Below are 24,651 nucleotides of genomic sequence, written 5' to 3' on the forward strand. Positions count from 1 at the left end.
GTCCCTTTGGGACTTACAAAGCAGCGTCTCCGTAGGAGATACAAAGCAGCGTGTCCCCTTGGGACTCAGCGCGCCCTTCGGCGCTAGCTGTGCCGAAGGCTCAGACATACCCGAAGGGGGGAGTCAAATGTATCAGGATTTTTGTGAAAGGGTATAACAATCTTATTTATGTATGCAGTTTTCCTGGCATTCTACGGTAAGCCACTCAAAGAAAATTTACCATTTACCTACTTTTTTGGATTGTTTGAAGAATTTAAGTGATATTTCGGAACAAAATACATAAATACTGACTCTTATAGCTATAATATTTTTTGATAACCAATAGTCAAATTATTTTACTTTGCTGCTATTTGAAAAAGTTAGCAAATATAAATATTCAGGGTGAATTTACATATAAATATTCTAGGAAAGTCTGTTTTCAACAAATGTATGAAAACATTCTTTGCTGCGGAGTTAAGTGAGCACATGTATTTGTAAAAAAAATTAGGAATAAATCATTACTCAACTACACACTAAGCTATGTTTGTATACACTATCAGGATCTTATGTTATATAAGTGACTAAAGTTATACTGAGAAAAAAGTTGGAAAATGAGGTTTAATATTTTTGCCTACAGTAGAAGTTAGTACCTCAAGAGGGGAGATTTTCGCATGAAAATTCTTGTTGTAGAAGATGATGACCTTAATGCTTTATTACTTCAAAAAGCACTCAAAGCATATAACTTCCAAATTGAAACTGCAAATGATGGTCAATATGGTCTTGAGTTGGCAAAGATCTTTGAGTTTGACCTACTTCTGGTAGATGTGATGCTTCCTAAGATGGATGGCATTAGCCTTTGTCGTCAACTCCGTCAGGAGGGTTACCAAGTGCCTATTCTGATGCTGAGTGCAGTAAATAGTACCAGCCTTCGCGTTACAGCTATAGAGGTGGGTGCAGATGATTTTCTAGTCAAGCCTGTTGAAATATCAGAGTTAGTAGCTCGGATTCGAGCGTTACTGCGGCGAGGAAGGATAGTTACGCCTACTGTACTCAGTTGGGAAAACTTACAACTTGACACCAACATTCGAGAAGTGACCTACAACGGCAAGACTGTACACCTCAGCCGCAAAGAGTATGGTTTATTAGAGCTTTTGTTACGAAATCCTCGCAAAACATTCAGTCGAAGTGCTTTGCTTAATAGCGTTTGGTCATGCTTTGAATCTCCTGGAGAGGAAGCTGTGACAACCCAAATTAAAGGTCTGCGGCAAAAGTTAAAAGCAGTGGGCCTGACCAAAGATTTGATTGAGACAGTTTACGGATTAGGCTATCGGCTACGAGAAAATCAAAAGGGAACTAGCGAACAAGAATCACACAACCACAGCAGACACCAATCAACATTACATACTGAGCTTTTAGACAAGCACAAAGCCGAGGCAGAAGTTAGAGTTCTGGTGAAAAAAATATGGGAAGAGTTTAGAGACAGTAGCTTGGAAGAACAGTTAGAGTTATTTGAGCAAGTGTTAGCACACTTATTAACTGGAAACCGAAACAACCAGCTACTTGAGCAAGCACAGACACAGGCTCACCGCTTAGCTGGCACTTTGGGATGTTATGGTTTGCATCAAGGTTCAGAAATAGCAAAAGAAATCGAAGTATATCTGCAAGCCCTCAGTATTGAGAAGCAATCCCCAACTCCAGAGTTGAAGAAGTTAGAGAAATTAATCACATCACTAAAAAAAATATTGCACCAGCAGGCATCTACACCTGCTACTCGTTCAACTTCTAAACTATCATCTGCACAAGTGTTGATCATTGATGATGATACTGTCTTCACAGAACGAATCAAAGTAGAAGCAGCAACTTGGGGTTTGGAGGTAGAGGTCGCAACAGACTTGACTATAGCAAGAAGCCTACTTAGCCAACGCCCTCCTGATGTCATTTTACTAGACTTGACTTTTTCCAATTCACAGGAAAATGGTTTAGCCTTCCTAGCCCAAATACATCAGGAGATGTCTGAAATTCCTGTGATTGTTTTTATTGCATCTGAGGAATTTCGTTGTCGAGTGGAAGCTGCACGTCTGGGAGCATATATCTTTTTACAAAAATCTATATCTATCGATGAGGTGTTGTTTGTTGTAAAGACAGCACTACATCAACATATTGCTCCTAAAGCTAAAATCATGGTTGTAGATGATGACCCGATTACGTTAAATCATGTGAAAACGTTGCTTTTACCTTGGGTATTCAACGTCACTACACTGCAACACCCTCAACAATTTTGGAAAGTGTTAGAAGCAACGACTCCTGATTTACTCATTTTAGACATTGAAATGCCAGATTTTAATGGAATTGAACTATGCCAAGTGGTTCGTAAAGATAGCCGTTGGAGTCATTTGCCTGTACTGTTTCTCTCGGTTCATTGTGATGCAAAAATAGTGCATCAAGTATATACAGCAGGAGCTGATGATTATGTATGTAAGCAATTTATGGCACAAGAACTGATAACTCGTATTCTTAATAGGTTAGAGCGGACACGAATTCAAAAATTAACCCTTAGTCAAGGCTAAACTATTCCTTCTATAGGAATCCGGTTTGATTTGGTCAGACAAGTGCTTGATGAGGTGACGACAACCGGCTGCGGGAGGGTAACCCTGGTGCAGGATAAGAGCGTATCTCCTCCACCAGACGCTGCGCATTCGCTCTTAGCGTGCGCTCTGCGCACACCCGAAGGGGAACAGAAAGTGTACCTAGCTTCGTCAAAAATAAAATACGAGTTATATAGACTTTTCATATATATTGAAAACAAAAAAATTATCAGCATGGAGAAGTTTTGTATCAAATTTGCTCAAGAATAATATAATGATTAGCAAAATCAGAGTGAAAAAAATACATTTGGAGAAAGAGAATCATATTTCATCAATATTTTTCTGGAAGTTTTTTTAATAGCTCCAGAAAAACTTTGATTTTAAGTATTATCAAACCTGAATTTACTTAATCTTAATTAATCCAAAAAAAAATAATAAAAAATATAAAATTTTATGTGTAATGGTTACGAAATAGCCAAGGTGAATCAGCAACTAGCCCTAGCTTTGTCAGCCGCCAAAATGGTAACTTGGGACTGGGATTTGCTGAGTAATCGTGTCGTTTTGTCAAGCGGTGATGAACAGTTATTTGGGCTAGCACCTGGAACTTTTCCAGAAACTTACGAAGCTGCTATGGCTCTTGTTCACCCAAATGATATAGAAGCTGTGACTTTAGCTTTGAATCAAGCATGTATTGACAGATGTGATTATCATCAGGAACTGCGGATTTTTGAGCCTAGTGGCACGATGCATTGGATTGAGGCAAAGGGAAGATTTTTTTATAACAATGAAGGTCAAGCAGTGCAGATGCTTGGCATCATTATGGAGATTAGCGATCGCAAAGCCAAAGAATCACAACTGCGTCTCTTGGAATCTGTCATTTTGCATACCAATGACGCAGTACTGATTACTGAAGCAGAACCCATAGACTCTCCTGGGTCCAGAATTATCTACGCTAACCCTGCTTTCACAAAAGTAACAGCTTATACCCTAGAGGAAGTTTTAGGCAAGACACCACGTATTCTCCAGGGAGAAAAAACTGACCTAGCCGCTTTAGATGAAATTCGCACAGCGATGCAAAACTGGCAACCCGTGCAAGTGGACTTGATTAACTACACCAAAGATGGTAGAGAATTCTGGGTTGAAATCAGTATTTTCCCAATCAAAGATGAAACTGGTTGGTATACTCACTGGGTATCAGTCCAGCGAGACATCACCGAGCGCAAGCAGGCAGAAATTGTTTTAAAACAGAGCGAGGAACGGTTTCGCCAGATTGCAGAGAATATTCAAGATGTTTTCTGGATATCAGATCCCGTAAAGCAGCAGCTCATCTACGTTAGTCCAGCTTACGAAAGAATTTGGGGGCGCAAGTGTGAAAGCTTGTATGCCAATTGGAATGACTGGATAGATAGCTTACATCCTGATGATAAGGAAAGAGTGATAGCGACTATTCGTGAAAAAGCGCACCAAGAACAGTTTGAGCATGAGTATCGCATTGTGCGTCCAGACGGAACAGTGCGGTGGATTCGAGATCGAGCGTTTCCACTTAAGGATGAATTTGGACAATTCCAACGTGTTACAGGAATTGCAGAAGATATCACTGAACACAAACTCGCCGAAGTTGCTTTGAGAGAAAGTGAGGAACGATTTCGCCAGATTGCAGAGAATATTGAGGATGTCTTTTGGATAGCAAACCCTATAAAGCAGCAGCTAGTCTACGTTAGTCCCGCTTACGAAAGAATTTGGGGGCACAAGTGTGAAAGCTTGTATGCCAATTGGAATGACTGGATAGATAACTTACATCCTGATGATAAGGAAAAAGTGATAGCGACTGCTCGTGAAAAAGGTCACCAAGAACAGTTTGAACATGAGTATCGCATTGTGCGTCCAGACGGAACAGTACGGTGGATTAGAGACCGAGGGTTTCCACTTAAGGATGAATTTGGACAACTCCAACGTGTCATAGGAATTGCACAGGATATCACTGAATCCAAACTCGCCGAAGTTGCTTTGAGAGAAAGTGAAGAACGATTTCGCCAGATTGCAGAGAATATTGAGGATGTCTTTTGGATATCAGATTACACACATAGTCAAATAGTCTACGTCAGCCCAGCATACGAAAAAATTTGGGGGCGCAGACGCGAAAGTTTGTACGCCAATTGGAATGAATGGACAGATAGTTTACATCCTGATGATCAACAAACAGCCCTAGCAACTGTTGCTCAAAAAGCGCACCAAGGATTTGAATATGAGTATCGCATCGTGCGTCCAGACGGAACAGTGCGGTGGATTCGAGACCGAGCATTTCCAGTTAAGGATGAATTTGGACATATCCAAAGTATTGCAGGAATTGCAGAGGATATAACTGAACACAAACTAGCTGGAGTTGCTCTGGCAGAAAGTGAGGAAAGATTTCGCCAGATTGCAGAAAATATTCAAGATGTCTTTTGGATAGTAAACCCCGTAAAGAACCAGACAATCTACGTTAGTCCAGCTTACGAAAGAATTTGGGGGCGCAAGCGTGAAAGCTTGTACCCGAATCAGACTGAGTGGCTGGAGAGCTTACATCCTGATGATCAACAAAGAGTCCTAGTTACTGTTCGTCAAAGAGCACACCAAGAAGCGTTTGAAGATGAGTATCGCATCGTACGTCCAGACGGAACAGTACGGTCGATTCGAGAACGAGCGTTTCCAGTTAAAGATGAATTTGGACAACTTCAGCGCCTAATTGGAATTTCACAGGATATCACAGAGCACAAACTTGCCGAAGCTGCTCTTGAGCAACTGAATCAGGAGTTAGAACTCCGAGTTCAACAACGTACGCTTGAATTGGAACGTTCTCAAGCAATCCTGCAACAGCAAGTAGAACGAGAGCAGTTGATCACACGGCTGACTCAACAAATACGCCAGTCCCTTGACTTGGCAACAATCCTTAACAATGTCGTCGTCGAAGTACAAAAATTGCTAGCAGCTCAGCGAGTTTTAGTTTACCAAATGCAGCCAGATAAAACTGGACGCATCGTTGCGGAAGCTGTTGCCAAAGAAGAATCGATTAGGATTTTAGATCGGTTATTTCCTGAAGAGACTTTCCCAGAACAATGTCTTCAACGGTATCTCCAAGGAGAACTTTACATTCTTACGGACCTTAACAAAGCTGAAATAATACCCTGCTTTGCGGACTTTTTAACAGAACTTGAAGTTAGGGCAGAGTTAGTGGTTCCCATCATCCAAAAGCAAACCGTTTGGGGATTGCTCATAGTCCACCAATGTCATGAACCAAGAGAATGGCAAACTTGGGAAATAGATTTACTTAAGCAGTTAACTAGCCAAATGGCGATCGCCATTCAACAATCACAACTCTACCAGCAACTGCAAGAAGAACTGCACGAACGCGTACGGATAGAATTAGAATTACGCCGTGGCGAAAATCTGTTTCGTTCTTTGAGCGAGTTGGCACCTATGGGTATTTTTAAAGGGGATGCTCAAGGACAAATGATTTATACCAATCCTCGCTGTCAGGCAATTTGTGGCTTCACCTTGGAAGAAGCTTTCGGGTATGGTTGGACACAGTTTATTCACCCCGAGGATCGCCAACTTTCTCAACTCCAGTGGAGTGCATTATCAACACACACAGAATTTTCTCAGGAAATGCGTTTTGTTCACCGGGATGGAACTCTCCGGTTTGCTCGGGTTAAGAGAGTTCTGATCTTTTCCGAATCAGATGAACTGGTGGGTCATATTGGGACAGTAGAAGATATCACGGAAACTCAGGCGATTGAGAAAATGAAGCAAGAATTTATCTCAATTGTCAGTCATGAACTGCGAACACCTCTTGCATCAATTCGTGGTTCTTTGGGATTACTCGCTGCTGGCGTGCTCAAAAACCAACCTGACACTTCTCAACAAATGTTAGAAATCGCCGCCAGCGATACAGAACGTTTGGTTCGTTTGGTGAATTATATTCTCGACTTAGAGCGGCTAGAAGCTAACAAAGTTTGTTTGGCCAAGCAATGGTGTGATGCTGTTGTATTAATACGTCAGTCTGTAGAAACGATGCGATCGCTAGCAACAGAAAATAATATTACGCTCCGCATTATACCTTCTACCCTGCAAGTTTGGGCAGATCCAGACCAAATTATTCAAACTCTTGTCAATTTGGTGAGCAACGCCATTAAATTTTCGCCTCCACAAACTACAGTAACGCTTTGTGTGCAGGCGCTGCCACACCATGTTGTCTTTCAAGTTCAAGACCAAGGACGAGGGATTCCTGATGACCGGCTAGAAAGTATTTTTGGACGATTTCAGCAGGTCGATGCTAGTGACTCCCGTCAAAAAGGAGGAACAGGTTTAGGTTTAGCTATCTGTCGCACCATCATACAACATCATGGCGGTAGAATCTGGGCTGAGAGTGTCTTAGGAAAAGGGAGTATTTTTCACTTCACTCTACCTCAACCGCCCCAAAACGAAGCCAATGTTTGATCTTCTTGATCACCTTTCACCTATGTACTGATTTTGTGCTATATCATACTAGTTATCTGGTAGCAGCTATTTCGTACTGTGTGCATAACTACAATCCATCCTCATTTATTTAGGACTAAGCTGTAACGCCCTTAAAATTGCATTACGCGCAACAGCCGACTATAAAGATGAAGGTGGAGCTATGTTAGTGAAGCGCGTTTTGGTTATTGATGACGAAAAAAATCTGTGTCTTGTTATTAAAGCTTGTTTAGAAAGCATAGGACATTGGCAAGTACTAACAGCTTTATCTGGTAGTGAAGGAGTAACATTAGCTGAAACTGAACTTCCCGATGCTATCTTACTAGATGTCATGATGCCTGATATGGACGGGCTAGTAGTATTTCATAAGTTACAACAGAATTCCTTGACTCAAAAAATTCCAGTAATTTTGCTGACTGCTATAGTGCAGCAGGTAGACTTGAATCAATATGCACAGTTACGCATCGTAGGTGTGATTCCTAAACCTTTTGATCCCTTGAAATTGGTGAACCGGGTGATTGAATTAGTAGGGTGGGAATAATATCAAGCAATTATGAGTGTATTGCAAAAAATAAAGAATTTTTAGTAAGTATCCATGTAATAGCTTGACAGTTTTTTGTATGATTTATCTATAAAAAAATATAGATAGATGAAATTGTGGTGTTATCTTCGTATATGCAAAATAACAGGTACCACCAAAATCGGAAATATCCTCATTATTTTCTTATTTTTGCAGTTTATTGTCAAAATTAGGCATTTTTTGTGTATTTCTATTCTAAGCTGAACAGGTACGACTTAAAACCCCTCTTGACTCTTGACTCTTAACTCTTGACTCTTGGCTCTTGACTCTTACTTGTCATAGATATCTCCAGAAATTAGAAATTAGCCTAGACAGTGCAATGGTTTGAGATGAGTTTTGAAAGTCTAATATTTTTTGGATTTGATTTTTTCTAAATGAGGGAAAGACACAAATAAAGCTATGTTACCAAAGCGTATTTTGGTTATTGATGATGAAGAAAATCTGTGTACCATTATTAAAATTTCTTTAGAATATCTAGGAGGTTGGCAAGTGCTAGTAGCCACATCTAGTAGCGAAGGACTACTATTGGTCCAAACTGAACTCTTTGATTTGATTCTGCTAGATGTTGTCATGCCTGATATGAATGGATTAGTGTTATTAAGCGCATTGCGAATTAATCCAGTTACGCGAACAATTCCAGTGATTTTGCTAACTGCTAGCACACAGCCTGTCAACTCAAATGAATCTGCACAATTAGGCGTTGCAGGTATAATTATCAAACCTTTTGATCCTGTAGATTTACCAAACCAGATTAAGGTACTTCTGAGATGGGAGTAAGTTTGTTTTAGTCTAATTCCATACTATTTCCACCCACTAAATCTTGCTAATCCTCAGAATTTCCTCATGTTTATCGCATAACTTGGATAAAGTAAGCATCTACATTTTTTCATGTAGTTTTAGGCTAAATAAGTTATTTGTTAGCATTCGTGAAAGAAAGTTGCTTGTTTCGTGTGTTATAAGTACACCATTCAATCAGTTAAGTGTTAACACTTAACTGATTGAATATTGTTTGATAAGTGATAACTGTTGATCTCCAACATTTAGGAATCCTGTAATAAAATACTGTACTTACTTCAAACAGAAGTTTAGTCTTATAAAACTTTTATATGATTTGCTACCTATTAAAGGTGCAATAAGAAAAAACAATGATAGAACCTGTTGCTAAGAGAATTTTATATATTGATGACGAACCTAATATACAACTGATTGTGAAAACTTGTCTGAAAAACCTAGGAGGGTGGGAGGTTGAGGAAGCACAATCTGCCGCAGAGGGTTTAATCAAAGCACAGAAGTTGAAACCTGATGCCATTATTTTAGATGTAATGATGCCAGAAATGGATGGTGTTGCTTGTTTGCAACAACTACGGTTAAACGCCAAGACTCAAGCAATACCTATAGTTTTTTTAACATCTAAGTCGAATATAACTGAAAGGTGTCGGTTTTTAGGATTAGGTGCGGTGGGGGCGATCGCTAAACCTTTTAACCCTCTGACTCTGGTTTCTCAAATTGCAAAATTTCTTGATTGGAACTTAGAGGATTGAAAGGCACAAAATTATAAAAATAATGTGTTTTTTTTAATGAGGTTATTCAGGGTTATTAAGTAGGTGGGCACAAAAAATACTTTGTTGATGTCAAACATTGTATTCACCAGTAATTTTTGTTACGTGACCATTCAAGTTTTTTACCTGTGAATATCAACATATGGTTAAACATAATTTTTTCCAACAACAATTTCAACTCAATACTGAGAAGACTCAGCAGTTATTTGATGAAAAGCTAATTATTTCTTGGTTAAGACAGATAAGTTTACGTACCAAAATCATAGCATTTACATTTCTTATTGGTGCACTTCCATTTTTAGGAATTGGGGCAGTTACCTATTACTTCTTGAACGAATCAACAACAAAAGAAATTACTAAAAACAAGCAAGACAAAGCCAGATTATTAGAAAATAATCTCAGCCATTTTATGATGAGACGATATGGAGATATTGAAATTCTCTCTAAACTAACATTCTTACAAAATCGCAACTTGAGGAGAGTGATAAGTCGTGAACAAATGCAAGCACGGCTAAGTAACTACTTAAATATTGAAAACAGCTATGAAAGCATTGCCATTTTTGATATAGATGGTAATTTAGTTGCTGATTCAGCAGGACAATTGATTCCTAGCCAGAAAAATGAAGGCTATTTTAAAACAGTACTTAAAAATAACAAGCCATATATTAGCCAGCCTACAGCCACAAAAAGTGTAGAGACATATAAAGATAATTATAGAATTTATATCGCTGCGCCTGTCAAAGACAAAGACACGGCTGAAACTATCTATGTTGTCAGAACAATTATACCTGTCAAAGCTTTAGCAAAGGAAGTCTTAATTCCTCAAGTGAGTCAAGATGATTACCAGCTTGTAGATGCTTCCGGACAAATATTTTTTTCTCAGACCAAGAGTCAAACTAATTTCTATCCAAAAGAAGAGATTCCTAACTTAAAACAACTATATACAGAGAAAAAAATCAAAACTCAGATATTCTTTGATAAGAAAAACAACGTTGAAAAATTAGTGACCAATGCGCCTTTGCAAAAAGTAGAAGGTTTGCCAGATTTGAATTGGACATTAATATTGAGTCAAGATACAGCAACTGCATTTGCAACCGAGAGACAATTATTACTAACATTAGCAGGGACGCTTCTAATGGCATTACTAGTTGGTGCAATTGCAGCAGGCATAGCTAATCGTCTGATTAAGCCAATTAAAGCTGCTACTATGGCAGTGCAAAAATTGAGTCAAGGCAATCTTAATACTCGGGTTGTCATCAAAGGCGAAGATGAACTTGCAACTTTGGTTTCTCAAATCAACTACATGGCAGATCAAGTGCAAGACCTACTACAAAAACAAACCGCTGAAGCCGAGCAATTAAAGTTATTGACAAACATCTTGCTCTTAATTCGCTCTTCGCTTAATCCTGAAGAATTGTTCAACATCACAGTTACAGAAGCAAGACAGGCACTCAAAGCGGATCGAGTCGTTATTTATCAGTTCAATGCGAAAGAAGGCGGACAAGTCATTGCTGAATCTGCTGCTCCTGGTTTGCCTGTAGCTTTTGAGGAGACATTTGAAGATCCCTGTATTCATAGAGAAATTATACAGGCTTACAAACAAGATCGGGTTACGGCTCAGGGCAATATCTTGCAGGCAGATTTTTCTCCCGAACATCAGAAATTGATGGAAAAATTGCAAGTCAAAGCGAATTTGGTAACGCCAATCTTAAAAGATAACCAAGTCTTAGGCTTTTTGATTGCTTATCACTGTCAGAAAGCTCATGTTTGGCAGCCTTATGAAATTAATTTCTTGCGGCATTTGGCACTTCAAGTGGGGCTGACTTTGGAACATGTGAGTTTATTTGAAGTTACACAGACACTAAAAGACCTCGCCATCCACTTGTCTAAAACCCATAACTCACAAGATATCTACAATTTAGCAGTTCAAGGCATCCGTAAAGCCTTGAAGGTAGAGCGAGCACTCATTTACAAAATAGACGAAAATTTGCACGGCAGCGTCATTGCAGAATCAGTAGTTAGAGGTTGGTCCCCAACTCTCGGTGCAGAAATTTACGATCCATGTTTGAAAGATTATGTTGACAAGTATCGCCAAGGTCGTATTGTCGCCATCGACAATATTTACCAAGCTCAACTGAACGAGTGTTATCTCAAACAACTAGAACCGTTTGCAGTCAAAGCAAATTTGGTTGCACCAATTTTAGTAGGTAACAACCTGCTCGGTTTGTTGATAGCTCATCAATGCTCTCAACCACGTCTATGGCAACAGTCAGAAATAGATTTGTTTGAGCAATTTGCCAGAATTGTTGGGCTGGCTTTAGAACGAGCCAATTTTTTGAAGCAAGCCGAAGAAGGACGCCAAGCAGCTCAAAAAGCTTCTCAACTGCAACGTCAGCAGAAAGAAACACTAGAAATGCAACTCCTAACGTTGATAGAGCATTTAGAAGGAGGATATCAAGGTGACCTGACAGTACGTGCTGAAGTCACTGATGGGGAAATTGGTATTGTCGCTGACTTTTTCAACTCCTTATTGGAGAGTTTGCAGGATATTGTTATCCAAGTCAAACTAGGCGCAACTCAGGTGAATGCTGCCATTGCAGATAACTCAAGCTCAACAGGTGAACTGGCAGTTAAAGCACTCAAACAAGCACAGGAAATTAGTAGTGTCCTAGATGCTGTTGACCAAATGAGGCAATCGATTAAAGCTGTCGCAAAAAGCGCCAAACAGGCTGCAGTAGTTGCTAGTACGGCATATCATGCAGCCGAAGTAGGTAGCACAGCGATAGACCTGACAGTCGAAAATAGTATTGAATTGCGCAAAGTGATAGAGGGAACCCACACAAAAGTCAACCGTCTTGGAGAGTCTTTGCAACGAATTTCGCGTGTGGTAGCATTGATTAATGAAATTGCCATACAAACTAACTTGTTAGTTATCAACAGTGGTTTAGTTATCAACACTAATGTTGAAGCGGCGCGTGGTGATAGAGAAGTGCAAAGTTTTGCTATCATTGTTGAAAAAATTTCTTTACTAGCAGCTCAAAGTAGCGAAGCCAGTGCAGAAATTGAAGAAATTGTTGCCAATATCCAACTCGAAACCCGGGAAGTCGTCAAGGCTATGGAGTTGGGAAGCACGCAGGTGATCAAAGGAACGCATCTGGTTCAAAATACCAAACACAGCTTGAACCACATTCTTGAAGTCTGTCGTCACATTGACCAACTCGTGCAGTCAATTTCTGATGCTACAATCTCTCAAGTGGAAACCTCTAAAGATGTCTCTATTCTTATGCAAGACATTGCAAAAGTTTCTGAAATCACCAGCAACTCGTTTCACCAAGTTTGTGGGTCTCTCCAAAAAACAGTGGAGATTTCCCAGCAGCTGCAAGAGAGTGTACGGACATTTAAGGTGAATTAGCTGGGCTTGTTTGCTTGCACCTGAGTTCGAGATTCTATCATTCTGTTCTTTATAACGTGCGGCGTTCGCAACCCGTTATACCGTTTCACTTTAAGGTTAATACAAATGGGAAGCACCCGAGCAGGGGGAAAGAATTAGAAACCAATCATTTGTATCAGGAATTTTGTGAAATGGTATTACAAGCGATAGCTTCACTGCTGCACTCCGCGCAGATCGCATCTAAAAATCGCATATTGACTCGTTCAGTTTGTCCATTGTAATTAAATACAATGCGAAATCAGCCTCACACATACAGAATTTCTTCAGAATTTTTGTATATCCTTTAACTCGTTTAGAAAAAGAACCATTACTCTTTTTCTAGTCCCTTCTAGCTGTACGAGCAGAGGGAACCTGAGATGAAAACGATAGAGTTGTATTGGTGACCTCTTTATATGGCTTAAGAGGTCATTTTTTTCCAGAGAATATTTTATGGTAGAACTTTGTAAATTGTTAAGTTCAAATCTTAAGTCAATAATCTTCATAAAGTAGCTATACTAACTACTAAATCACTTGATTTGTAAGAATACAAGCATCAGTCGCCAGTCGTCATAATGCTTGTCAAATCAAGATTTTCAACGATAGAGATTTGGTGGTAATCATTACTACAATAGCAACAATTGCTTTATTCATTCAGAATTATGGGTTCTGGATTCTGAATTCTTATCCTGATTTTTTAAAGTCTTAAACATTCTTTTCAACGACTTGCTCCTGACACACCTAATAGCTTTGCTAATATCTAGCCATTGACGCTTTCTTTGATTGACTTCTGGATATTCTTCTAAAATTGTTTGGACTGGTAACAAAAACATTCTAACTTGGTAAATATTACCCTGTTTGCGATACTTATAACAGCCAATTTCATAAGTTTCTACTTGACCGATAACTCCAGCTTCTTCCCACGCCTCTTTTGCTGCTGATTCTGGTGGACTCATTCCATTACAAATGCCTCCTTTCGGCACAACCCATTCCTGACGATTTCGAGTTGTAATTAGCAAAACTTCTATTTTTCCCTCTCTGACTCGATATGGAATGACCCCTGATTGCTGAAGTACTTTGCTGTCTTTTTGGCTCATGGAATTTTGATTCCTTCGATATCAATGTTCTTCTTAAGAAAAACCTTTTTATGGTTTTCCTTGACTTCCTATCAAAGGCATAATTTAACTTAAGTTTTTATGTGAGCAAGGATACAAGACATAAATTATAATTTTTGGTGAAGTATATATGTTAAAATAATAAATAACTAGGTAAGCGTCATCAATTCGTAGATAGTAGTAGTGCGAGCGTCTCGCTCGCGGGCTGTCCGATCCGCACTACATTTTATTTTTAATGAAAGCCACTTACTTACAAAAAAAATTTAATAGAAAATCAAGTATTCGATACGTAGAAAAGTAAGGTTAATATAGGATTCCTATTCATTTTTGAACCCAACTCAGTACAGTTTATGTTAAGCATTCAGAGTTAAGCATTCGGGTGTTTCATGTTCCCGTTCGGCTGAGGCTTCAACGGTGAGCGCGAGCGCCTAACCGCTCTAGGCGTTGGCTGTAATGCGTTCCTACCTCAACTAGTAAATTCAAAAAAAACCGGATTCCTGTATTTCAAACAACATAAATACGGTAGAAGTAATATCTACCTGATATCTTGCAGCATACTTTTCGTCCGCCAAGAAATTTATTTCTTGGCTCAAAGTCTAAGTCCGTTAAAACGGGCTGAGTAAGTTTTTCAGGAGGCACTGCTCGGCTAGAGTTTCCCGACTTAAAGCATGTGCCGTTCCGTTTTAACGGACTTGGTTTATGAGCCACGAACTTCAGTTCTGGGCGTACTCAGCCGGAGGTGCAAGATATCAGGTACCCTGATTTGTTAACGAGTGATTTTCCTGCTAAGAATCTAAATCTAGAGCTTGTATTCCTTGGCGTTCTACAAAAGTTAGCATACTTCCCAACTGTAACCAAATCAGCAAGGCAGTTATAAGAGCAACTGGTATACCAATTCCATAGGCAATTAAGGGCGGAAAGCCAAATATTTCAAAACCGCAACAGAGAAATACACCAAGACCAACAGTAATTCCTATAAATGGTATAGATAAATGTCTAATCGGTAGACGAGAACCAGAAGTTTCTGCACCATCGTCTTGCCATTTATGAACAATAACTTTCAGCGTTCCCCATAACGCGAGGTCACAAACTAATGCTGCAAATAATCCAACAACGAATAGAAAATAGGGTGGATGTTGAGAAATATAGTACATGAAAACTCCTGTAGATGTTGAGTACGGAATTATGAGTTTGGAATTATGAATAATAATATTTAGTCATAATTTTTCACTCATAATTCGTCATTCTTTTAAGGCTTTCGGTAGAATAGCAGCTACTCCCTCTCGGGAAAATTCTGTCAAAACTCCAATCGCTACGTTGAATAAGCGAGTTGGTTTTAAGTCATCTTTGACCAAATTCCATAAGCGTTGGACTTCTTCTGTATGAAGACGATCATCTTCAGTAAGAGCAAGCGCTAACTGTCGCCTCAGAAACTTGCTTTCATCAGAAAGTAAATATTGCAATCCCAATTGAGCCGTAGGTAATACGTCAAAGTTAGTATCACTGCGGGCGATCGCAATCAAATTCTCTAACCGAGACCACTGGAATTTACCATCTTTAAAAAGCACATTCAGCAAACGTCGCCGCAGTTGTGGAGATTCGCCTGTCAACAAGCGCCTTGCAACGTATGGGTATGCTACTTCAACAAGTTTGAAATTCGGGTTGAGGCTGAGGGCAATTCCTTCCTGCGTTACCACAGAACGAATGATCAAAGCAAACTGTGCAGGGATTCGGAAAGGATATTCATACATCAGTTCCGAGAACTCATCAGTAATGGTTTTGATGTTAAAATCCCCTACATTTTTGCCAATAGCATTATCCAGAACTGTTTCCAATGCTGGTACAACCGGACGAATATCCGTGTCTGGACTGAGAAAACCTAGCTTCACAAAGTCTTGGGCTAATTCGTCGAATTCTTTATTAACTACGTGTACGAGCGCATCTACCAGAGTTTCTTTTGTGGTTTCATTTAACTGATCCATCATCCCGAAGTCTATGTAAGCCATACGACCATCGGGCATGGCAAATAAATTACCTGGATGTGGATCAGCATGGAAGAAGCCATGCTCTAGGAGTTGTTGTAAACCAGAAGTCACGCCAACTTGGATGACTAACTCTGGATCTAAACCTGCTGCGCGGATTTTGTTTGTTTCGGTCAGTTTGAAGCCGTTAATCCACTCTAAGGTTAAAACATGGACATTGGTGTAACGCCAATATATCGCCGGTATTTTAACCTGGGGGTCGTTGTGAAAGTTATTAGCAAATTTCTCCGCGTTGCGGGCTTCGTTGATGTAATCTATCTCCTCAAATAACTTGGTGCCAAACTCGTCCACAATCATTGCCAAGTCATGACCGAGGTTTAAGGGTAACCAAGGAGCTAACCAACTAGCCGCCCATCGCATCAGATAAAGGTCAAGTGTAAGAGTTGGGCGCAAGTTGGGGCGCTGTACTTTCACCGCCACTTCTTCGCCGCTCATCAAACGACCACGATAAACTTGACCCAAACTAGCTGCAGCCACGGGATATGAGGACAACGAACTAAAAATTTCGCTAATTGGACGTTCTAGTTCGGTTTCAATAATTTTATACGCGAGTCCACTATCAAAAGCTGGCAACTGATCTTGTAGCTTGATGAGTTCTTCTAGATAATCTTTACGTATCAAGTCTGGTCGTGTTGAGAGGGCTTGACCAACTTTAATGAACGTCGGACCAAGGCGGGTTAGCAACAGCCGCAATTGAGTCGCTCGTTTGAACTTGTTTTGCTCCTCTTGATTTCGCCATTGATCCCACTTGAGACTAAGAATAAATACTGCAAAAAACCAGATAATCTTTATCGCCCGCATCCAAGCTAGCCAAGGACGGTAGCGGTAGTAGCGGGCGATCGCCATTGGATCGTAGCGTCGATGATTTTGTTGTGTAAGGGTTTGCCAGTTCACTCCCTTATCTTCCTCTTAAACTGAAAAAGGTTTTACTGTCTAAAGCCAAACAAGGATACCTTCACAAGGCATACAAATTTTGGTATGCATTTGCTTTGTTGTCCCTTGTTCTGATCGCTAATGTTTACTTAACGTTACTTTTTATCTTTTATTTTATATTAGTACATAAAAGTATATATACTTATATGATCTGAGGGTTAGATAGTATATTTCAGTATTTATTTTTTAAATTATTTATTTATACATTATTTATTAAGTATAAAATTTTATATAACAACATCACTTCAAGCTGATTTAAAAAGATTATCGTCTTTATCCGGAAAACTCTTCTTAGCCATGAGAAGTATAATATAATGCTTTAAAATGGAAAACTAGAATGATGATGCCATGTATCGCAAATAAAAGGAAGAATAAATGACTTCCAAATCAAAACTTTATATTCTTGTAAGTTTTTCTTTAAAAAAAGACAAGTTTGTAAAAATGTGAACGACTTTATGTACGATATTACGGGCATAATTGGCAAGCACATTATCTGATTAACCATGCCAAGAAATAGCATTATTACGGAAAATAATTGAGGAGTGGCTTTTTGATGAGCATTACTCAACCTTTGACAAGGCGTAAGCGGATGTCTTACACAGTTGCATTTGTCGCTAGTGTCATTGCCGCTCTACTTATTAACTGTTTTGCAACCCCTAGTCCTGGTCAAACCTCTACACGTGACAAATTTCTTTGGCCATTTGCATCCACATCACCTTGGAATATGCCAATTGGTTCGAGTGCAAATTATATTCCCGCAAATATTGGAAAAGCTGGCTATGCTGCAGCAGATAAAGAATATTTCTTCAAACTCAAGGATAGTGATCCGTGGCGTCAAGTTTATGCTCCTGGTGCTTGGGGTGAAGGACGCTGTAAAGGCACCACATCTATGAACACCTGGCTGCCGATTCCAGACGACCTTATCGTTCCAGACGCCACGAATAACCCATATCACACCCCCAACAACGCATCAGCCTTCTTGATGCCTGATGGAAAAACTCTCATACAGCTTGAACCTCTTGCTCGCTGTAAAAAAGGAGGCGACATCTACGGTTGGCGTTTTCCAAATGTTGATATTTACAGTGATGGAATAGGTGGAGCACATTTTGGTTCTGGTCTTTCGTCGATTGGTGGTTCTATTCGCAAAGGTGAATTAACTAGCGATCAACCAATTCGTCATGCCTTAAAAGTTGTCATTTGGGGCGAAAAATACCTCTACTACTCTAAGTCTAATCCCGGGCATCGCTGGCCTGCAGATAGAGCAGATGCCAATGCAGCTAACCAATACCACGGTAAAAACTCCTCTCTGGTACAGGGGACACTACTGGCAGTTCCTGCATACGTAACCGAACAAAATCTCAACTTGGAAACACCTGCTGCTAAAAAGTTATTTCATGCCTTGCAAGATTATGGTGCTTACGTTGTTGACGACGCAGGCTGGGATGCTCACTACTTTGCAGTAGAGGACGGAGTCACACAAGAGTTTCGCAACACCTTTGGTTACAATTTCGAGGGATCTAATGGTTCATTTTATGAAGACTTTATGAAGCTATTCCAAGCACTTCACATTGTTGATAACAATAGCTCAAATAGCGTCGGTGGTGGTGGAACTCCGCGTGTAGCTCTTGCTCCACCTATTGGGAACTAATACGGAAATAAATTAATTTAGGATAACACCGAAAAACTTAGTTTCACGAATCAAGCAAGTTTGTCCCAGACTGCATAATACTTTTTGAATGTCAAGTCCACTTGAACATAATGGTATTGCGTGTCTCCTCTGACGGAGGCGCGCAATTTACTTATATGACTGTAGTGCTTGGTGGTGTTGGGTGTAATACACACTATCTGTAGTGAAAGTGCATGCACTTTCACATTATTCGTGGTGATGTATGTGATTCAAATCAGAACCGCTATAATTAAGCCTGACTCAATATCACGCTAATTCGCCACATCAATCTTTAATCAGCGACAGCCTCGTTATAAATTATTAATATCCGTTTAATATCGGCGAACAACTGACTTACTCAGGCTTGGTTTCAAAAGCAAAAGTTTAAAAAGGTTAAAAGATGTTGACTTCTTCAGAAACACCTATTGTCGCCACTGTTGTGCTGGTCGCTTTCGGAATTTTAGGTTGGGGCTTTTATCGCGCCAGACCTTATGGCAAGCTGGGAATTCTAGCGTGGTTACAGTCGGTGGTATTGATGATTCCTTGGTTGCTGTTTTTTGGTTTGTTTGCAGCTGGAATTTACGTCAATATAGTAGGCATATTGTTCTTGTTGGTCGTATCCACCGGAGTGTACGTCTTTTTAGGAAGACAGTTGCGAGCAGCCGGACAGGATGCAATACTCAGGCAACGGGCAACCCAAAGGCTTGAAGCTGAGGTCCAGCAGCAAGGTAGTCCTACAAATAATTCCAATCTTCCGGAAGGAACTGCACAGTTAAAACCTGAAGTCTTATCAATTCCTGAAGAAGACTTGAACATGATTAAAGGTATTTTCGGCCTTGATACCTTTTTTACCACAGAAACCATTGCTTACCAGGAAGGGGCTATCTTTAAAGGAAACCTGCGAGGAGAGCCAGAAGCGGTTCATAACACTCTAAGCGCGAGTTTGCAAGAACGTTTAGGTGATAAATATCGTCTATTTATAGTGGAAAATACAGATGGCAAACCTGTAATCATTGTGCTTCCCAGTCGCAATGACCCCCGTCCGATGACATTACCGCAGAAAGTTTTTGCTGTTATCTTGCTGGTGGGAACAATTGCTACAAGTTTGGAAACTGCAGGGCTACTCCTGAATTTTGATTTCTTTTCCAACCCAGAACGTTTCCGAGAAGTTATACCCATCGGTGCTGGAATTTTAACAGTTTTGATAGCTCACGAAATCGGTCATTGGTTGCTCGCCCGTCGTCATCAGATCCGCCTCAGTTGGCCTTACTTTCTTCCCGCGATACAAATTGGTTCGTTCGGTGCTATTACTCGTTTTGAATCTTTACTACCTAACCGCAAGGTACTATTCGATATTTCCCTAGCAGGACCAGCTGTTGGAGGAATTGTATCTTTATTAATGTTGGTGGCTGGATTGCTACTTTCTCACAAAGGTAGTCTATTTCAATTGCCAAATGAGTTTTTCTCTGGTTCAATTCTGGTGGGAACTTTGGCGCGAGTTATTCTTGGTTCGGCATTACAGTCACCTTTGGTCGATATACATCCACTTGTCGTCATTGGTTGGTTAGGGTTGGTCGTTACTGCTTTAAATTTAATGCCAGCAGGTCAACTAGATGGTGGTCGTATTGTCCAAGCGATTTATGGACGAAAAATTGCAGGACGAGCAACAGTAGCAACTCTAATTGTGCTGGTGTTAGTATCTCTGGGTACTCCTTTAGCTTTGTACTGGGCAATTGTGATTGTGTTTTTACAACGAGATTTAGAACGTCCCAGCTTGAATGAAATTAGCGAACCCGATGATGCACGCGCTGCTTTGGGTCTTTTGGCTTTGTTTTTGATGGTTGCTACTCTGCTTCCACTCACTCCGGGTTTAGCAGGGCGTCTGGGAATTGGCGGTTAAAATGTAGTGTTGTTCATCACACTTTCATTCGGGGAAAACTGTAGTGATGAATACAAAACTAGAAAAGAAACTCCTAAAAGTTTTCTTCGGTTTCATTGAACCATTCTCATTTTTGCCCAGTCTAAGATAATACAACAAGCGGATCCCTTGTTGGCCACCTAAACCTACAAGAAATTTCGACTTTTGTTATGAAGATGAAAGCTTTGCTTTTGCCCGCAGCTATCATGGTCATGTTCGCTACCTCCCCAGTAATTTTTACTCATGCTGGCGTTGCAGCTCCAGGCAGCCGTGCAGAGGCATGGCAAGCGAAGTTGAACCTGACTGATGCCCAAAAGGCGAAAATGAAAGAAATTCGGGAATCTAGTAAAAAACAAATTGATGCGCTGCTCACTCCAGAGCAACGGACTCAAAAGGAGCAGGCTAGGCAACAACGTAAAAAGCCAAACTTGAATTTGACCGCTGACCAAAAAGCGAAAATGAAAGAAATTAGGCAAAATACCAAAACTCAGATGCAAGCCCTGCTGACTCCAGAACAGCAGCAACAATGGAAGCAAATGCGTGAACAAAAGCGGCAAAGCCAGTAAATCAAGGCAAAAATCTCTGCTGTGAAGAACTATTAGCTCTTTTTTGAATTTTGAAGTAGGGGTGGGTTTGAAAACCCACCTTTACTTTTTCTCCCCACTTTTCTACTTGTTAAGGTTTCCAACCAGCCAGCAGACTTGGATAAGCAACTGATGTTGGGAAAATTTTCTGGAAACTAGCTTGACGTTGTTGTGGTGTTTCACCAGTCATATTCCATAGGGTTTCGTAGAAAAAGAACGAGACTCCAGCAAAGTTGCGTTCTCGCACTTTTTGTATTTGTGTTTGTATTTGTTGCATGGATACGGGTTTGGCTTTTAACCCAGTCATAATACCTATGCTTACTGGTATATGACTTTGTGCTGCTTTCACTTCTGGGCGCTCAAGTTCTTGAACAAAGACATTTAAGTCATCACGGTATATTTGTATAATCAGTTCTTCAATAAGTCCGAGTCGTTCCCACGTTTGCCAGTCTGCTAAAAAGGATTTGTAGGAAAATTCCTGAGGATTAGGCGATACAGAGACAAGACAATTTTTCTTAGTTGCTTTGATTGCCTGGAATACCCGTTTCATGTAGTCAGTTATTTTATTAGCTCTCCACCCTACCCATTCAGCGTCTTGAGAATTTGTTGAAGGAGCTTTACCGCGATGTTCTTTTTTGTACAATGCGACTGTGTAGGCGTCGTATCCCAAGTCATACGGCAAGCCGAAATGGTCATCAAACTGAATACCATCAATGTCGTAGTTTTTAACGATTTCGACAACTAAATCTTGTATAAATTGTTGAACTTCAGGGTGAAAGGGATTTAGCCAAACCCGGTTCTCAGCACCTTCTTTCCAAATTTTACTACCGTCACGGCGGCTGGTCAGCCATTGCGGACGATTTTTGGCGAGTTGTGAGTCAGCGGGTGCCATAAAGCCAAACTCGAACCAGGGAATGACTGTTAGGTTTTTTTGATGCCCGAGTGTGACAATTTCCTTGAGTATATCTCGACCTTGCAGTCCGGGGGCTGGATCAAGCGATCGCCCAGTAACTTTTTGTGCCACTTTGCTCGGGTACAGTGTCCAACCCCAGTTCCAAACAGTAGGATATACAGTGTTAAAGTTTAAGTTTTTCAGGGTTTGTAAAGAGTTTTGCAGGCGATCACGCGCAAACAGCACATTACTATCTATATTCGTTAACCACACCCCGCGTAACTCAGATGTCTGCGGACGCAAAGGAGTATTTTGAGCATATAAAGGAAACGAAAGCAGAATTGCACCTACCATACTTAAACTTACCAAAAGTACGAAAAATGACTGTTTCTTAATTGCCAGAGATTCCTGCGATAGAAGCCTGTGGCACCACTTCACCAATTTTTTCATCATCTACTTGTAAAAAAAATTAGATTTTGTATGAGAAAACTATCAAAAGTGACTTAGAGCAATGGGCAAAAGTTGCTATGTTGCTTGTACATAGCATGCCCGCTTAGCGATACTAGTAACATATATTGTTTATCTTTTTTCAAGATTTATAGTTTCTGCCGTCTGGTCGATTATATGTGCTAACATATACTCAACATCGAAGCTCACAACCGAATCAGCAGCGAACTCTTGCGCGTGAGCCTGCCCGAATCCCCACCAAAAGCCGAGTAGCTTTCTTGGGGAGGATGTCAATCAGTAATCCTTCTGAGTTTTTCTCCCTCTAAATCACCCAATCAGGTCACTCAGTAGGGTGAGGTCTTTTCACCTGACCTAAATCTAGTATAAAAACAAAGGAACAACAGACAATAATAGTCACGTCTGTCTTCACATCTGTCTCGAAACAGAGGCGCTTTAATTATCCCAAATCCTTCTTATTATGAGGGATAATAAACTCATTTGTTCTGGATAGAGTTTATAGTTATTAGTTTCTGTCTGTTGACGCATACTAATATCTATTCACTAATATACAGACGTTAAATTTATTATCTTCACTATACTTAACTTTATCTTACTTCTATGAAAAACACTCTCAAAAATTATAGTACTACGAAACAAGCACAATTTTTCACAGCGTTAGTTTTATCTGGGATTTTGTCTGTTGGTTGCAGTTTATGGGCTATAAAAAGTGCGACTGCTGCCCCCGCAAACTATTTTGCAGATACGGCAAACCAAGTCCTAAAAGAAAATATTAAAACTAATAACTTACCGCGTACAGTTGCTTCTGCGATACTACAAGATTTATCTAACCGAGAACCAACTGCGACTAAAAAACTAGAAATTATTGACTACACTCAACGGACTTGGCGTAACGGATGCATGGATTTACCGAATCCAGACGAACTTTGCACTCAAGCATTAGTTCCTGGTTGGCGAGTTGTCCTCTCGAATGGTAATCAAACATGGATTTATCATACCGATAGCAATGGGCGTTCTATTCGCTTAGCAAATCCGTATATTCTGACAAGTGTGGCACAAAACTTTCCAAATTATATAGAGGATGCTGTTTTGCAAGCCGCATCCCAACGCTTGAATTTACCAACGTCTGAATTTACTATCATTCAAGCTCAACAGCAGACTTGGAACAATGGCTGTTTGAACTTACCAAGGTCAGATGAAGCTTGTACTCAGGCTTTAGAAAAGGGTTGGCGGGTCGTTGTCAAAGCAACTAACCAAACCTTGGTTTATCATACTAATGCAACAGGTTCCAAAATCAGGTTTAATAAAAACGAAAGCAACTTCAGTGAAGGCAAGTTACCGGCAATAGTCAGAGATGCTGTGTTGCGTCGGGCAACTGAAGAGTCGGGTTTACCTGCAAGTTCGCTCTCGATTGTTGCATCTCAACCAACTCGATGGAATGGGTGCGAGCTTCAGAATAATGCTTATCCTTGTGACAACGCCATTTCTGGTTGGCAAGTTACAGTAGCTGCTGGGCTAAATCGTTGGGTGTTTTTCACTGATGAGCGCGGTTCTCGAATTCAACTTTCACAGCAGTATGGTGAAACACCTAATGTTAACTTACCCAGAGACATTGCTGAGAGAGTTTTGGTACGAGCCTCTAAGCGTTTAGGAGCACCGATTTCGCAAGTACGGATAGTTGAAGTCAAACAAAGACAATGGCCCGATAGTTGTTTGGGTCTAGCAGATCCGTCAACTGTATGTGCTGCAGTTATAGTACCAGGTTGGGAGGTCACTGTCAGTGATGGACAACAACGCTTGGTTTATCGTGTTGGCGAATCAGGTGCTGTTTTTCTTGATGAAAAGGCTAGCCCAGTTGCTGATGATAATAATACATCGCTCAAGCCAATTTCCATCCCCAGAAGTGAGTTACCACCACCTTTAGATAGCAGTGTGATTTTTCGACAAATCTCCAGTGGTGGCTTTGCTGGCAGAACATACGAAACTGTTTTGCTCGACGACGGACGTCTGATTCGTGTTCGGATTGGTGATACAAATGATTCTGAGCGTCGCATTCGCCGCATTCCTCATGAACTTGTAGAAAGGTTTCAGCAATTGCTTGAACGGCAAAGCGATGAATTCCGAAACCTAAGTTATCCAGCACCCAACGGCGCTGCTGATTACATCACATACACTCTGACTAGCCGCGATGGTACGGTTAAATACAACGACATTTCTCAAAATAGCCTACCCAAAGATTTACGGCTCATAGTCAAAGCTTGGAACCGAATAAGCAATCGCTCTCAGTAAAGGATAGAAAATTGGAGACAGGGAATAGGAAAAACTTATAATATCAAGTTCGGTTAATTACTTACAATAAAAAACCTCACCCCGCCCTATGCCTAACGGCACGCTACGCTATCGGGCACCCCT

The 24,651-nt window shown here is 40.4% G+C and carries 14 protein-coding genes; 10 read left to right on the forward strand and 4 right to left on the reverse strand.

All coding sequences use genetic code 11. The features are described from left to right. The first annotated feature begins 650 nt into the window (after positions 1–650). From AC5590_RS33540 to AC5590_RS33565, 6 genes are all read left to right on the forward strand, one after another. Positions 651–2,546, forward strand: a complete 1,896-nt coding sequence (locus AC5590_RS33540; RefSeq protein WP_169267539.1) for a response regulator — start codon at positions 651–653, stop codon at positions 2,544–2,546. 471 nt (positions 2,547–3,017) lie between these two features. Further along, a complete protein-coding gene (locus AC5590_RS33545) occupies positions 3,018–7,040 on the forward strand; it encodes a PAS domain-containing protein (protein WP_169267540.1) in 4,023 nt (1,340 codons plus the stop codon). 181 nt (positions 7,041–7,221) lie between these two features. Then, positions 7,222–7,599 (forward strand): response regulator, encoded by a 378-nt coding sequence (locus AC5590_RS33550; protein ID WP_169267541.1) that lies wholly within the window; start codon positions 7,222–7,224, stop codon positions 7,597–7,599. Between the two features lie 438 nt (positions 7,600–8,037). Further along, the gene (locus AC5590_RS33555) at positions 8,038–8,415 is read left to right on the forward strand and encodes a response regulator (protein WP_169267542.1); all 378 of its coding nucleotides are present in this window, start codon (positions 8,038–8,040) and stop codon (positions 8,413–8,415) included. Between the two features lie 368 nt (positions 8,416–8,783). Beyond that, positions 8,784–9,179, forward strand: a complete 396-nt coding sequence (locus AC5590_RS33560) for a response regulator (RefSeq protein WP_169267543.1) — start codon at positions 8,784–8,786, stop codon at positions 9,177–9,179. A gap of 160 nt (positions 9,180–9,339) precedes the next feature. After that, entirely contained in the window at positions 9,340–12,609 is a 3,270-nt protein-coding gene (locus tag AC5590_RS33565) for a GAF domain-containing protein (RefSeq protein ID WP_169267544.1), read from the forward strand. A gap of 665 nt (positions 12,610–13,274) precedes the next feature. On the opposite strand, the gene AC5590_RS33570 is transcribed toward AC5590_RS33565, so the two are convergent. The 3 genes from AC5590_RS33570 to AC5590_RS33580 all read right to left on the reverse strand — a co-directional run bounded on the left by AC5590_RS33570 (position 13,275) and on the right by AC5590_RS33580 (position 16,627). Then, positions 13,275–13,721, reverse strand: coding sequence for an NUDIX hydrolase (locus AC5590_RS33570; RefSeq protein WP_169267545.1), 447 nt, complete (start codon positions 13,719–13,721; stop codon positions 13,275–13,277). 803 nt (positions 13,722–14,524) lie between these two features. Further along, a complete protein-coding gene (locus AC5590_RS33575; RefSeq protein WP_169267546.1) occupies positions 14,525–14,893 on the reverse strand; it encodes a hypothetical protein in 369 nt (122 codons plus the stop codon). 87 nt (positions 14,894–14,980) lie between these two features. Beyond that, entirely contained in the window at positions 14,981–16,627 is a 1,647-nt protein-coding gene (locus tag AC5590_RS33580; RefSeq protein WP_211178656.1) for an ABC1 kinase family protein, read from the reverse strand. 640 nt (positions 16,628–17,267) lie between these two features. On the opposite strand from AC5590_RS33580, the gene AC5590_RS33585 reads away from it, so the two are divergent. The 3 genes from AC5590_RS33585 (at position 17,268) to AC5590_RS33595 (ending at position 20,864) form a co-directional block, all read left to right on the forward strand. Further along, positions 17,268–18,362, forward strand: a complete 1,095-nt coding sequence (locus AC5590_RS33585) for a hypothetical protein (RefSeq protein WP_169267548.1) — start codon at positions 17,268–17,270, stop codon at positions 18,360–18,362. A gap of 418 nt (positions 18,363–18,780) precedes the next feature. After that, positions 18,781–20,280, forward strand: coding sequence for a site-2 protease family protein (locus AC5590_RS33590; protein WP_169267549.1), 1,500 nt, complete (start codon positions 18,781–18,783; stop codon positions 20,278–20,280). A 188-nt stretch (positions 20,281–20,468) separates the two neighbouring features. Beyond that, positions 20,469–20,864 (forward strand): Spy/CpxP family protein refolding chaperone, encoded by a 396-nt coding sequence (locus AC5590_RS33595; RefSeq protein ID WP_169267550.1) that lies wholly within the window; start codon positions 20,469–20,471, stop codon positions 20,862–20,864. A 109-nt stretch (positions 20,865–20,973) separates the two neighbouring features. Here AC5590_RS33595 and AC5590_RS33600 read toward each other — a convergent pair whose 3' ends face one another. Beyond that, a complete protein-coding gene (locus AC5590_RS33600; protein WP_169267551.1) occupies positions 20,974–22,227 on the reverse strand; it encodes a glycoside hydrolase family 10-like protein in 1,254 nt (417 codons plus the stop codon). A 612-nt stretch (positions 22,228–22,839) separates the two neighbouring features. Between AC5590_RS33600 and AC5590_RS33605 the strand changes: the two genes are divergently transcribed. Then, positions 22,840–24,528, forward strand: coding sequence for a DUF8738 domain-containing protein (locus AC5590_RS33605; RefSeq protein WP_169267552.1), 1,689 nt, complete (start codon positions 22,840–22,842; stop codon positions 24,526–24,528). The last annotated feature ends 123 nt before the right edge of the window (positions 24,529–24,651 follow it).

This window comes from Brasilonema octagenarum UFV-OR1 (genome assembly GCF_963888615.1).
GTDB lineage: Bacteria > Cyanobacteriota > Cyanobacteriia > Cyanobacteriales > Nostocaceae > Brasilonema > Brasilonema sennae.